The sequence below is a fragment of the Ralstonia sp. 22086 genome (assembly GCF_052045975.1).
Taxonomy (GTDB): Bacteria; Pseudomonadota; Gammaproteobacteria; order Burkholderiales; family Burkholderiaceae; genus Ralstonia; species Ralstonia wenshanensis.
Genome location: NZ_JBQEPZ010000001.1, coordinates 1,147,991 through 1,160,578, shown reverse-complemented (window position 1 = coordinate 1,160,578; position 12,588 = coordinate 1,147,991). Strand labels below are relative to the sequence as shown.

Sequence of the window (12,588 nt, the reverse complement as noted above, 5' to 3'; positions counted from 1 at the left end):
CCGGTCACCAGCAGCCCTGCGTGGACGCATAGGCCCCGCTTGTCACCATGTTGAACTTCTCGCCTGTACTGCGGTAGATAAGCGAACCGCAGGTTGTATCGGCTTTGCCAGCGACGGGCGTGGCAGTTAGCTCAACGCACTGATCTGCTTGTCCACCGACCGGCTTGTCGGCGCATAGGGCTGCACCAATCGTGTAGTTGCTGCTGCTGGGCGAATCACCGGAGTACGCATTGAACCCAGTCCACGCAGTCCCACCACCCGCCGCCGGCGCATAGCTGTTGACCTGCGCGAAATGGCGCTCGAACAGTTGCATGGTGGACAGGAGCGCCGCCTTCGCCTCGGCTCGTCGCCCCTTCTGAACGAACTGGTTATAGCTAGGGTATCCAATGATGGCCAGGATGCCGACAATCGCGACCACGATCATCAGTTCGACCAGCGTGAAGCCACGCTGGCGAGAAAGGACGGAGCGTTGGAGTTGCATGTTGGCGCCTTCCATCAGTTCAGCGTGAAGTTGCGGACTTCGCGCCAGCCGGCACGGCCGCGTCGCTGCGTAATCTGCGTGACCGAGCCGCCCGACCCTCCTGAGCCATTTGAATTGCCCACCGTCAGACCCTGAGTACCCGATGAGAGCACGATCTTGGTCTTGGTTTCGACCGTGCCGCCCACCGAGTCGCGCGAAGCATTGGCGATGGAGATGACGATCAGCGACGGTGCACCGAGCAGGCCGGTAGACGACTGATAGCCTGTGGTCGTGCCACCCAGTGGCATACCGCTCAGCACATTCAACGCATAGCTGCGGCTGCTGCCGTTGTTGCCGCACGCATCGCCGCCGGTGAGCGAGTTGAAGTAGACGACCCCGTCGGAAGCCACGGCCGCTGTGACTTGCTTTTCCGTGTTGTCAGGGAAGTCGAGCACCCAGCCAGGCTTGCGGGGGCTGGTGTAGCCCACACCTGCGGCCCCCGTTGCATACGCAATGGTGTATGACTTGCCATCCGAAGATGCCGTCGCTGTCAATTTGTTGAGCTTGCTGCGGTCCGTGATGTAGTTGGTGCTGCCGCCGTCATCGTAGATGCCGTAGAAGCTGTTGTACTGCGTCGGCGTTCCGGTATCGGACGTTTCGTAGTACTTGCCCGTGCCGAACAGGATCATGTAGCCGCCTGGCGCATAGACAATCTGCGGTGCCATGGTGATCGGTTGCTTCCGGCCCGGCGTGCTGTAGTTGTCGGTTGCAGCAAACAGCGGCTTCTTGATCGTTCCGCCGCCGTAGTTGGGCAGGGCGGTGGAGGTCTCATTCCAGGTGGTGCTGTCGCCGGAGAGTACAAACTTCCACAGGTTGCCTTGCAGGTCGCCTGCGTAGGCTGCCATGGCGCGGCCATTGACGGCGGGCACGATGGCAGGCGTCGACAGCCCATTGGCGGTCGTGTACGGCGGCGTGCCACCGGGGATCGGGGTGACGATCTTGAAGTAGTTGGTGTTGCGCTGCCAGGGAGTGCCAGCCGGCTTGTCCAACGACAGCAGGAACAGTGCCGCCGGCGCGTTCGCGTTGTAGCTGCTATCGACCGCGTTAGAGTTCAGGCCGTTGCCGACCATCACGAACCACTTGTAGATCGGCACATTTGGATTCTTCGATGTATCTGTGCCAGTTTGCAGCTTGACGACGAGCGGGGTGCCCATCACGTTGCCCATGTCGGCGTCGTCTTTGTCGGTGAACTCCCACAGCACGTTGGAACTCGTAAACGAGCCACCTTTGGACCCAGTGGGATCAGTCACGTCGAGGGCGTATACGCCTTGAGCTCCGCCACCGAAGCCGCCAGTCAAAACTGTCCGCCAGTTCCCGTTGACTTGCGCTTCGGCAGCGACCGGTGTGGCATCTACGAACAGGCGGTGTGCGTAGCCGGGGAATGTCAGTTGATTCAGGCTCGTGAAGACTGCATTCGGTACATACGCGAAGACTTCGCTACCCGTGCTGGCATTGAAGCCATGCACCATGCCGTCGTTGGCACCCACGTAGATCATCGGCGTACGACCGTTGTAGGTGCCAGTGAAGGTTGCGTAGCCCGTGTCCGTGATGGCGCCCGAAGGGTCGCCCACATAGGTTGGCGCAGAGCCGATGATGTCGCCGAGCAGGCTATTGCGAGCGCGGAAGATGCCGCTGGAATTGCTCGTGGTGTTTTCCTTACTCTGATCGCCTCGCAGATAATTCAGGCGATCTTGGCCGCTGCTGTCCGCTGCACCGTTGTCAGGATTGGTATTGAGCAATGCTTGCTGGCTTTGCGAGATATTCGCCCACGCGAAAGCCACACCCTTTCCTGTGTCCGAGTTCGTGGTGAACACGGAGCGGCCGGTGTATTTGGTCCCCGATGTGCCGCCGTACGCAGTCGTGAGTAAGGCACCCGCCTCCCATGTCGCCTGCGAACTGACTTGTACATTGGAGCCATTCAGCGTGAGCTGATACGCCGCAAGGCGGCCGTTCCACTTCTGGTCGAAGCCAGGGGCGTATACGTAAGTGTTGTTCCCCGAGTCACCGGTGATGCGCGCGCTCGACAGCGCAACACCCGACAGCGTGCCAGCGTACGAGACAATCTGCGCGAAGATATTCTTGATTGCGGCGATCATCGTGGCGGGTTGGCCACCCAGGAACCAGTTGTAAGGAATGTTCGAGCCAGTCGGAGCCGCTTCCCATTCGGTGTTGTTGTTGACGACTGTGATGCCGTCCGCGCCAAATGTCTTGAACGGATTGCCGTCGTTGTTGGCATCCTGGAAGCCGCCGTACTTCGCGGCTAAGAAGAATTGGCTCTGGCGCTGTGTGTCGCCGACGGTACCGTTGCCATTTTCGTTGACGTCAATGACGAACGTGGTGACACGCGCCGTCGGCATATCGGGACGAAAACCGTATGTGTGCGCCCAGTAGGCGACACCCGCTAGGTAATACGAGGCCCAGTGGGAAGTCGCGTGGTTGATGTCGCCCAGGTTGGTGAAGGAGGTGTCTAGTGGTCTGCCGTTGCCAGCCGCGGGCGTGTTTGTTTCGAGCGCCCCGACCCTGTTAGTCCAGTCTCGTACGTCGAAGTTGTCGTAGGTACTGACGGCCCGAGTCGGATCCCCTTGGTTGGATACTTGGTTGCCAGGGATGTAATGATCTTCGTGGGTATTGATGTCGCCGATCAGGAAGTCGTAGTTGCGCTGGCAGCCGCTCAGCATCGGGTCGGTATCCCAGGTGGTGTACACCGGGAAATTGTCCGAATACGTGGAGTCTGGCAGGCCAGCGATCGCTTCTGGCGTCGGTTTTTGCTTGAATTGCAGATAGCGAATGCTCTCGTAAAACATTTCGCTCACGGGGTCGTAGGTCTTGTAGTTGCCAGTAGGGTTGTCGGTCGGGCCTCCGAGATCGCCCATGTTTCGGCCTGACAACTTCACGCTGGTGCGGCCAAATTTATTCAGGTAGTTGATAACGCCGCTCGTGCCTTCGGCTGCCTTCAGGGGGTTTGTAGCGAATACCCCGGTTGAGGCATCGAATTCCGGTGCAGAGTTGGTGATCGCATTCAGGTTAGTGTCGACGGCCGTTGAGCCCACGTACTTCATGGGAGCCCGTAGGACGCCACCGTATCGCTCGTTTTGCGTTAGCTTTGTGTCATTTGTGCTGTCGTTCAGATAACCGAATGCCGCAAAGCGCATGCGGTCGGCGTTGAGCTGCATCTGACCGACCGGCTTGTAGTTGCCGTTGTAGTTCAGGCAGAGATCGGTGCGAGTCGAGCCTTCATTTGTGTCGCACACCTGTACCTGTACCCGGTACGACTGGCTAGCGTATTTGCCGGGGTTGCCGCATGAGGCTTTAGAGTCGTCTTGACTGGAGAAGAAGATATGGTTACCGCACGACGCGATGTAAAGCTTCGAAGAGGTGAACGGCGTGACCTTGCTGGGCGCACTTGCATTGCCAGAGCCATCGATGCTCTTGAGTGGGAAATATGAATTGCTCTTGAAGAAATCATCGCGCAGTACCGCACGCTGTAGCACGGTCTGGGTTTTTGTATCGATGACACGGTCGCCGCCGGTCATCGCCATGCGGAATTCATCGATAGCGGATGAAGCCGCCCAATTCATGAAATTGCCTGAGAAGGTGCCCGAGCATTCGAAGGATGAGTTCGTCGCACCCGAAATCGTGAAGTAACCGTTGGTAGAGTCGTAGGTGTAGCACTTGGTCGGATTGAAGTAACCAAGGAACGTCTGGGTCTTATCGTAGGCGCCACGATACGCTGCGCCCGTCGTCGGAAATTCCACCGACAGTGAGAGCATCAGGTTGGGGTGCACGTTCTGGCTGCGCCCATATAGCGGGACAGTGGAGATCGCCACGGTTGGCACGCTGTTGGCCGCGCCCATGACCGAAACCCAGCCCATTGCAAAGACGGCCAGCAAGCCGCGGATGATTTTCATGGTGTTCAGCCCCCCGAAAAGGCTTTGTTTTTTTGCCATGTTTGTCGTGTCGCCCAGTGCTGGTCAGCCCGGTGTATCCGTCTTGCGATAGACCGACTGCAGCATGACCTGTGCCCCGAGATTGGGCCCCCAACCGACTGCCGTGATGCGGTAGAGGAAAGTGGCCGGTCCCTGCACATTCCCGCCGATCGTTCTGTCTGGCAGGATCTCGATGATGTAGCGCGGCTTTTGTGCGGGCAGCAGGCCCGTCCCCGTGGGAAAGGTCCGGCCAGTGAAGTCGCCGAAACCCACCGTCTGTGGCGTGCCGGATGTGCTCCAACTCACCGTGTTCCAGACTGCGGTGGCGCCATCCGGAGCAGGTTGGCACAGCCCCTGATAGGGCGTCGTTGTGCCAGGGCCGCCGGTGTTGCAACCGCTGCCAGGAAAGCCAGTGGTTTTGGTTGGATCGAAGATTGCCGACCGCGTGTTGGTGGCAGTACCGTTGCCGGCCGATGCGTTTTGGATATCGTATTCAGCGTCGCGCAAGGCCGCCTCGGCCGCCTGGAAAGCGATGTCGGTGTCGCGCTGGTTTCGGCTCATCCGCTTGGAGTCGATCGCCAGCCGCGCGCCGCCGATTGCCAAGAGGGTGATGACGAGCAACATCACCAGTGCAGTGATCAACGCGAAGCCCATCGTACGCCCTCGAGCGCGAGTGGAGATCATCAGCATGACGGATCTCCCGAGAAGCAGGTCATGTAGTTGCGCGTTTGCACCGTGGCGGTAAAGAGTCGGCGCGCCATCTGCGTGTTTGCCGTGGCTTGGTAGGTACCGTCGACATAGGTGTATTGCTTGCCGAACAAGGTGAACTTCTGTGCGCCGCTGCCAACGTCTGCACTGGCGTTGTCGGCACGTACTACCAGTGCCACTTTGACTGCGTAGACGTTCTGCCAGTCGGTCGTCGACATGTCGGTGGCGCGTTTGAACACGTCCGGCACCGCGTCGCCGTCTACCGATACGCCATACAAGAACTGCAGCGACTCCACGCCCGGCACCAGCTGCTGGGTGGCGAACGTGGTCGTAGCGGCGCCTGTGCTGTCGCGCTGTCGGAACTTGCAGGCGAGGTACGAACCGGTGCTGTCCGTCTGAACGAAGAATATCGACAGGCCACGTTGGCTCGCTGCAAGGTCGATGCTGGTGGGCGAGGCGACGCCTTGGCCGGAGCAGTCGACCATCGAGTTATCCGGCACGGTCGGATTCGCAGCGGTGCCGGAGCCAAAAAAGCGGATCTCCAGAGCATCGTTGTTCTTGTCCACCATGGTGTTCTTGCACGATGCCGGCACCGTTTGCGAAAGCGATTCCACATCGGCTGGGTTATCGCAGCCGTCCACCCCGCTGATCATGGGCGGGTCGCTTTGAGCAAGCTGGATCATTCCACCGCCCGACGTATTCGGCGGCGAAAACGCCGTTTGCCGAAGGGCTCGCGTGATGACGCCGAGGGCAAACTGTCCGCGCTCTTCTAGGTTCGAGCTGTCGTCGATGGTCGTGTAGGTCGAGCGCGTCATCAGATAGAACGACACGGTCGCAACTAGCACCAGCAACGAGATCACCAAGGCGACCATCAACTCGATCAGCGAGAAACCGCGTGCACGAGCTGCCGAGCGAAAGGGAGGGCGACGCATCACTGGCCTCCCGTATCTACAACGACAACCATCTGCGGATTTGGCGCCACCGAGCTGGCCGCATCTGCGGCGTTGGCCGCCGCCGCACTCGCTGACAAGTCCTTGTTGGTGAAGCGCGAAACCCAACCCATCTTGATCACTACCGGCGACGTGGCCGCCTTATCGCAGGTCCATCCGCTGAAACCGCCGGTAGTAGAGTAGGTCACGGTGTCACGGCAAACGACTGCGCGGCCGCCCGGTAGAGCGCCCTGAACGGCGCTTGCCCACTCGATGACATCGAATTGTGCGGCGGCGGCGGCGCATACGGCGCTACCCGACGTGCATCCACAGTTGGTCGCGCCGGTGGCGCAACTCTGTGCATAAAAATTGATGGCGGACGTTCCGCTGGCGCTTTGAGTATCGACGAAGTACGGCGAGCTGGCGGTGCCCAGGGTGCTGGAATTGGCCCGCATGCGATCCGCCATATTCGACGCCAATTGCAGGGCCAGCGTGTCATACGCTCCCTGCTGCGTGAACCGATACGACTTGATTAAAAGATTGGCGACACTGAGCACGCCGACGGCCAAAATCAGCACGGCGATCAATGCTTCGAGCATAGTGAAGCCAAGCGCTTTCCCCGGCAAAGCGTGGCGCATGGTGACTCCCGCGAATTGTTCCGACCAACTATTTTTTTAATGCTTCTTTCGTCACTTATCCGGGCATGCTACGCCAAGATTGTGACAAAGTGCTACTTCTTTGCTTTGACAGCGGATTAAACCGAAATTTTGGTCGGAGCGCTAGTTCGGGCAGCGGTGGAAAACAGGGCTTATTGGCGGAATTCGTCGAGCATGTCGCGAAATTCCGACACATCCTCAAAACTCCGGTACACCGATGCAAACCGGATGTACCCGATCTTGTCCAGCCGCTTGAGTTCGCGCATCACAAGCTCGCCCACGCGGTCGCTGCCGATTTCCTTCTCGCCGTGGCTGAGCAGTTTTTCTTCGATGCGGGCGATGGCCTCGTCGATGGCCTCGGCGGAAACGGGGCGCTTGCGCAGCGCAAGGCGCATGGAGTCCTTGACCTTATTGCGGTCGTAATCGACGCGGCTGCCGTTCTTTTTGACGACGGCGGGAAAGAACAGCTCGATGCGTTCGTAGGTCGTAAAGCGGCGGTCGCAGGATTCGCAGCGGCGGCGGCGGCGCACGGTGTCACCTTCTTCCGACATGCGGGTATCAATCACCTGGGTGGCCGCGTGGCCGCAAAAGGGGCATTTCATGCCGGTGGTCTCCTCGGCAACCTCAAAGAACGCACTGCGCTAAAAGAACAACGCCGCGATGGCCTGGGCAGGCGCATCGCGGCAGAGTACTACGTGGCCGGGAGATCCGGCCATCAGCGGATGCCTTACGCGTAGACCGGGAACCGCTTGGTCAGCCCGGCCACCTTGGCGCGCACGGCGGCGATGTTCGCTTCGTCGTGCGGGTTGTCCAGCACATCGGCAATCAGGTGGGCGACCGTCACGGCCTCGGCTTCCTTGAAGCCGCGCGTTGTCATGGCCGGTGAACCCAGGCGCACGCCCGACGTCACGAACGGCTTTTCCGGGTCATTCGGAATCGCATTCTTGTTGACGGTGATGTGTGCGTCACCCAGCACCTTCTCGGCTTCCTTGCCGGTGATCTTCTTGGCGCGCAGGTCGACCAGCATCACGTGGCTTTCCGTGCGGCCCGACACGATGCGCAGGCCACGGGCCATCAGCGTTTCGGCCATGGCTGCCGCGTTCTTCACGACTTGTTGCTGGTAAGCCTTGAACTCTGGCGACAAGGCTTCCTTGAAGGCCACTGCCTTGCCGGCGATCACATGCATCAGCGGGCCGCCCTGGATACCCGGGAAGATCGCCGAGTTGATGGCCTTCTCGTGCTCAGCCTTCATCAGGATCACGCCGCCGCGCGGGCCGCGCAGGCTCTTGTGCGTAGTTGTCGTCACAAAGTCAGCGTGCGGCACCGGGTTCGGGTACACACCTGCGGCGATCAAGCCAGCGTAGTGCGCCATGTCGACCATGAAGTACGCGCCGATCGACTTGGCGATTTTGCCGATGCGCTCGAAATCGATGCGCAGCGCAAATGCCGATGCGCCGGCAATGATCAGCTTCGGCTTCTTCTCTTGCGCCAGGGCTTCGAGCGCGTCGTAGTCGATGTCTTCCTGCGCGTTCAGGCCGTAGCTCACAACGTTGAACCACTTGCCGCTCATGTTGAGCGCCATGCCGTGCGTCAGGTGGCCGCCTTCGGCCAGGCTCATACCCATGATCGTGTCGCCCGGCTTGAGCACGGCGAAGAACACGCCCTGGTTGGCCTGCGAGCCCGAGTTCGGCTGCACGTTGGCGGCTTCCGCGCCAAAGAGCTGCTTCACGCGGTCGATGGCGAGCTGTTCCACCACGTCTACATAATCGCAACCGCCGTAGTAACGCTTGCCGGGGTAGCCCTCGGCGTACTTGTTGGTCAGTTGCGAGCCCTGCGCGGCCATCACGGCCGGCGAAGTGTAGTTCTCGGAGGCAATCAGCTCGATGTGGTCTTCCTGACGCTGATTTTCCTTCTGGATGGCGGCAAAGATTTCGGGATCGATCTGGTCGATCGTATAGCGGCTGCGTTCGAACATGGCGAGTGTCTGGTCTGAAACGAAACGGAAAAGGCGGAGATCGGGCGAGGCGTGGGGAAACATGCGCGCGGCTTGAACGACTGCGCTCGGTGTTGGCCGACTGCAGCGGGTGTCCAAGTCACCCTGTGCTTCCCATTCGCTGCCCAGGCGAGCGGCAGGCGCCGTTGTGCATGACGCCAGAAACCTTGCGCTTCCTCGTGGTCGCTGCCCACATGTCGAAGCCGCTCAAAGCAGCTTCAGGATTCGCCAGTCGCGCAAGGTGGAATGGTTGCCCGCGAGTGTACGACAGCCCCATGGTCGCCGCAAGAAGCGAGCGTGCAGACAAGCACATTGCAGTGCAATGCGGTTCAAGGCTTCAGGTAAACTCTGATTTTTCGCTTTCTTAAGGTCCGGAGACACTTCCATGATCGTATTCGTGACCGGCGCAACCGCCGGGTTCGGCGCGGCCATCGCGCGGCGTTTCGTGCGAGAAGGCCATCGTGTGATCGCGGCAGGCCGCCGCCAGGACCGTCTCGACGCGCTCAAGGCTGAATTGGGCGACGCCGTGCTGCCATTCGTGCTGGACGTGCTGGACGCCGATGCCGTTGCCGCGTTGCCGGGCACGCTGCCCGAAGGCTGGCGTGAAGTCGACGTGCTGGTCAACAACGCCGGTCTGGCGCTCGGCCTCGAACCCGCCCAGCGCGCTGATCTGTCCGATTGGGACCGCATGATCGGTACCAACTGCTCCGGGCTGGTCCATATGACGCGTGCGTTGCTTCCTGCCATGGTTGAGCGCAACCGCGGTCACATTATCAATATCGGCTCCATCGCCGGGACGTACCCGTATCCGGGCGGCAACGTGTATGGCGCGACCAAGGCGTTCGTGCGCCAGTTCTCGTTGAACTTGCGCGCGGACCTGACCGGTACGCGCGTACGCGTCTCGAACGTCGAGCCAGGTCTTTGCTCCGGCACCGAGTTTTCCAACGTGCGTTTCAAGGGGGACGATGCCCGCGTGGAGAAGGTCTACGAAGGCACGGAAGCCCTGACCGCTGACGACATCGCCGAGGCCGTCTACTGGATGGCGGCGCTTCCCGCGCACTTCAATGTCAACGCGATGGAGCTGATGCCCGTTTGCCAGTCATTCTCGGCCACCAGCGTGACGCGAGGCATGGCCTGAATCCCAGCGCAAGCCCTCGGCCGGTCGGTGGATGGCTGGCCGTCACTTGCGTCTTGGTAAAATTACCCGATGGCTTCTTTTGACTGGAACCTGCGCGTGTATTGGGAAGATACCGACGCGGGTGGCGTGGTGTTTTACGCCAACTATTTGAAATTTTTTGAGCGTGCCCGCACCGAGTGGCTGCGCGCGCTTGGGGTCGACCAGCAGGCGCTGGCCGATACGACCGGGGCCATTTTTGTGGTGCGCAGCACCGCTGTGGATTACCGCGCGCCGGCGCGCCTGGACGACCTGCTGCAGATCCGTTCGCGTATGGAACGGGTCGGCCCCGCGTCGGTCCAATTCGCCCAGGAAGGCTGGCGCGGCGACGTTTTGCTCGCATCAGGCACGATTCGTGTTGGATGTGTCGACCGGCTCACTTTCCGGCCGACCCCGATTCCCGCTCCCATACTCGCAACCATCAAAGCCGCCGCATGAATCCCGTCGAGGTCACACAAGATCTGTCGATCGTCTCGCTGGTGCTGCACGCCAGCCTCCTGGTCCAATTCGTCATGGGCCTGCTGCTGGTGATGTCGCTGTTCTCCTGGACGTACATCTTCCGCAAAGCCTTTGCCCTGCGCGCCGCGCGCAGCCAGACAGAATCGTTCGAGCGCGATTTCTGGGCCGGCGGCGACCTGCAGGCGCTGTATCAGAGCGCCGCCAACAACCGCCACACGACGGGGGCGCTCGAGCGCATCTTTGAAGCCGGCATGCGCGAATACCTCAAGGCGCGCGAGCTGCAGCGCGGTGGCGGCGATCCGAGTGCCATTCTGGATGCTTCCCGCCGTGCCATGCGTGCGGCCTACCAGCGCGAGATGGATTCGCTCGAATCGCACCTGCCGTTCCTGGCGTCCGTCGGCTCGGTCAGCCCGTACATCGGCCTGTTCGGGACCGTGTGGGGGATCATGAACGCCTTCCGCGGCCTGTCCAACGTGCAGCAGGCGACGTTGTCGGCCGTGGCGCCCGGTATTGCCGAAGCGCTGGTCGCCACGGCCATCGGCCTGTTTGCGGCCATTCCGGCGGTGATTGCCTACAACCGCTACGCCACCGAGATGGACCGCCTGGCCAACCGCTTCGAGAGCTTCATGGAAGAGTTCTCGAACATCCTCCAGCGCCAGACGCGCTAAGGAGCCGCGCTCATGGCTACCATCCAGCGAACGCGCCGCGCCCGACGGGCCAAGGCCGACATCAACGTCGTTCCGTACATCGACGTGATGCTGGTGCTGCTGGTCATCTTCATGGTGGCGGCGCCCGTGGTGAACCCGGGGGTGGTCAATCTGCCCTCGGTGGCCAACGCCACGCCGCAACAGACCCAGCCGCCCATCGTCGTGACCATCAAGGGTGACGGCACGATCCTTGCTCGCGTCAAAACAGGTTCAGGTGCAATCGAGCAGAAGCTCGCCAACAACAACGAGCTGCGCGCATTTGTGAAGCAGCGCACTGACGAAAATCCCGATCAGCCCGTCGTGATTGCCGCCGACAAGTCGGTCCAATACGACCGCGTGCTGACCGTAATGAGCGTGCTCAAGGGCGATGGCGTCAAGCGCGTCGGCCTGATGGTGAAATCGTCATGAGCACGTTGATGAACCGAGCGTTGACGAACCAAGGCGGGGCAACCTGACCGTCATGACTACGACGTCGTTGCATCGTTATGAGCCTGTGCGCGAGCGTGGCACGCTGCGCGCGTTCGGGCTGGCGGTCCTGACACACGTTCTGCTGATCATCTTTCTGTACTTTGGCGTGCAGTGGCAGAGCAGCACCCCGCGCGGCGAAGAGGCCGAGCTGTGGGACGAGGCTGCGGTTCAGCAGGCCGTGCAGCAGGCCGCGCCGGTGCCTGAGGTCAAGCCGGAACCGGTGATCAAGGCGCCGCCGGCCAAGGTGGAAGAGGAAGCCGATATCGCGCTGGAGCAGCAGAAGCGCAAGCGTGAGCAGGAGGCTGCCGCCGCCCGTGAGGCCGAGCTTGCCCGCCGAGCCGCGGAAGACCGCGCCGAAGCACAGCGTCAGGCCCGTCTGAAGGAAGAGCAACAGGCCCGCCAGGCGGAACTCCAGCGCAAGGCCCTGGCCGAACAGCAGGCCAAGGAAAAGGCAGCTGAAAAGGCCGCGGCGGACGCGGCGCAGGCTCGCAAGAATGCGCAACTGCAAGCCCAGGCCGAAGCCAAAGCCAAGGCGGAAGCCGAAGCGAAGCAGAAGGAGTTGAAAGCGAAGGCCGCTGCAGAAGCCAAGGCCAAGGCCGATGCCGAGCGCAAGGCGAATGAATCGCGCGCCAATGCGCAACGCCAGGCGCAGCTGGATCGGCTGCGCGCAATGGCGGGTGCGGGTGCGACTGGCACGGTGGCGGGCTCTGGCGGTGGTGTCGGCAATGCTCAGGGCACGGGTGGTACAGCATCGGCAGGGTATGCCGAGCGTGTGCGAGCCAAGGTCAAGCCGAACATCCTGTTCGATCCTTCGGCCGTCAATGGCAACCCATCGGCGGTCGTGTCGGTGCAGATGGCGCCGGACGGTTCGATCTTGTCCAAGCGGCTGACGAAATCGAGCGGCAACGGCGCCTATGACGAGGCTGTCATGCGCGCGGTCGAGCGCTCTGATCCGTTGCCTCGCGACACCAATGGCAAAGCGCCGTCGAGCGTCATCCTGACGTTCCGGCCGAAGGAATAACGGGTCGGTGCTCGCCTACGCGGCGTC

General features: G+C 61.2%; 12 protein-coding genes and 1 riboswitch. Of the genes, 5 read left to right on the top strand and 7 right to left on the bottom strand.

Annotated elements, in window-relative coordinates; genetic code table 11:
- Positions 1 to 4: 4 nt before the first annotated feature.
- From ACTJK6_RS05435 to glyA, 7 genes are all read right to left on the bottom strand, one after another.
- The gene (locus tag ACTJK6_RS05435; RefSeq protein ID WP_433866584.1) at positions 5 to 481 is read right to left on the bottom strand and encodes a type IV pilin protein; all 477 of its coding nucleotides are present in this window, start codon (positions 479 to 481) and stop codon (positions 5 to 7) included.
- Between the two features lie 14 nt (positions 482 to 495).
- Positions 496 to 4,428, bottom strand: a complete 3,933-nt coding sequence (locus ACTJK6_RS05430) for a pilus assembly protein (protein WP_440838787.1) — start codon at positions 4,426 to 4,428, stop codon at positions 496 to 498.
- A gap of 63 nt (positions 4,429 to 4,491) precedes the next feature.
- Positions 4,492 to 5,136, bottom strand: coding sequence for a pilus assembly PilX family protein (locus ACTJK6_RS05425; protein ID WP_316868560.1), 645 nt, complete (start codon positions 5,134 to 5,136; stop codon positions 4,492 to 4,494).
- Positions 5,130 to 6,086 carry a PilW family protein gene (locus ACTJK6_RS05420; protein WP_440838481.1) on the bottom strand — a complete coding sequence of 319 codons (957 nt, stop codon included), beginning with the start codon at positions 6,084 to 6,086 and terminating at the stop codon, positions 5,130 to 5,132. The genes ACTJK6_RS05425 and ACTJK6_RS05420 overlap by 7 nt, the downstream gene beginning before the upstream one ends.
- Positions 6,086 to 6,721, bottom strand: a complete 636-nt coding sequence (gene pilV / locus ACTJK6_RS05415; RefSeq protein ID WP_316868563.1) for a type IV pilus modification protein PilV — start codon at positions 6,719 to 6,721, stop codon at positions 6,086 to 6,088. Before pilV ends, ACTJK6_RS05420 begins: the two co-directional genes overlap by 1 nt.
- A gap of 170 nt (positions 6,722 to 6,891) precedes the next feature.
- Positions 6,892 to 7,341, bottom strand: coding sequence for a transcriptional regulator NrdR (gene nrdR / locus ACTJK6_RS05410; protein WP_027677963.1), 450 nt, complete (start codon positions 7,339 to 7,341; stop codon positions 6,892 to 6,894).
- A gap of 125 nt (positions 7,342 to 7,466) precedes the next feature.
- The gene (glyA, locus tag ACTJK6_RS05405; protein ID WP_440838480.1) at positions 7,467 to 8,714 is read right to left on the bottom strand and encodes a serine hydroxymethyltransferase; all 1,248 of its coding nucleotides are present in this window, start codon (positions 8,712 to 8,714) and stop codon (positions 7,467 to 7,469) included.
- 134 nt (positions 8,715 to 8,848) lie between these two features.
- Positions 8,849 to 8,978: riboswitch (ZMP/ZTP riboswitch) on the bottom strand.
- A 139-nt stretch (positions 8,979 to 9,117) separates the two neighbouring features.
- On the opposite strand from glyA, the gene ydfG reads away from it, so the two are divergent.
- The 5 genes from ydfG to tolA all read left to right on the top strand — a co-directional run bounded on the left by ydfG (position 9,118) and on the right by tolA (position 12,561).
- Complete coding sequence (gene ydfG, locus ACTJK6_RS05400) at positions 9,118 to 9,870, top strand: bifunctional NADP-dependent 3-hydroxy acid dehydrogenase/3-hydroxypropionate dehydrogenase YdfG (RefSeq protein ID WP_260802874.1); 753 nt, start codon at positions 9,118 to 9,120, stop codon at positions 9,868 to 9,870.
- Between the two features lie 69 nt (positions 9,871 to 9,939).
- Positions 9,940 to 10,344, top strand: a complete 405-nt coding sequence (gene ybgC / locus ACTJK6_RS05395) for a tol-pal system-associated acyl-CoA thioesterase (protein WP_322016294.1) — start codon at positions 9,940 to 9,942, stop codon at positions 10,342 to 10,344.
- Positions 10,341 to 11,033 carry a protein TolQ gene (gene tolQ / locus ACTJK6_RS05390; RefSeq protein ID WP_004629517.1) on the top strand — a complete coding sequence of 231 codons (693 nt, stop codon included), beginning with the start codon at positions 10,341 to 10,343 and terminating at the stop codon, positions 11,031 to 11,033. Before ybgC ends, tolQ begins: the two co-directional genes overlap by 4 nt.
- 12 nt (positions 11,034 to 11,045) lie before the next feature.
- Positions 11,046 to 11,480 (top strand): protein TolR, encoded by a 435-nt coding sequence (gene tolR / locus ACTJK6_RS05385; protein ID WP_092971767.1) that lies wholly within the window; start codon positions 11,046 to 11,048, stop codon positions 11,478 to 11,480.
- Between the two features lie 52 nt (positions 11,481 to 11,532).
- On the top strand, positions 11,533 to 12,561 hold the full coding sequence (gene tolA, locus ACTJK6_RS05380) for a cell envelope integrity protein TolA (protein ID WP_260802873.1): 1,029 nt from the start codon (positions 11,533 to 11,535) through the stop codon (positions 12,559 to 12,561).
- Positions 12,562 to 12,588: the final 27 nt, after the last annotated feature.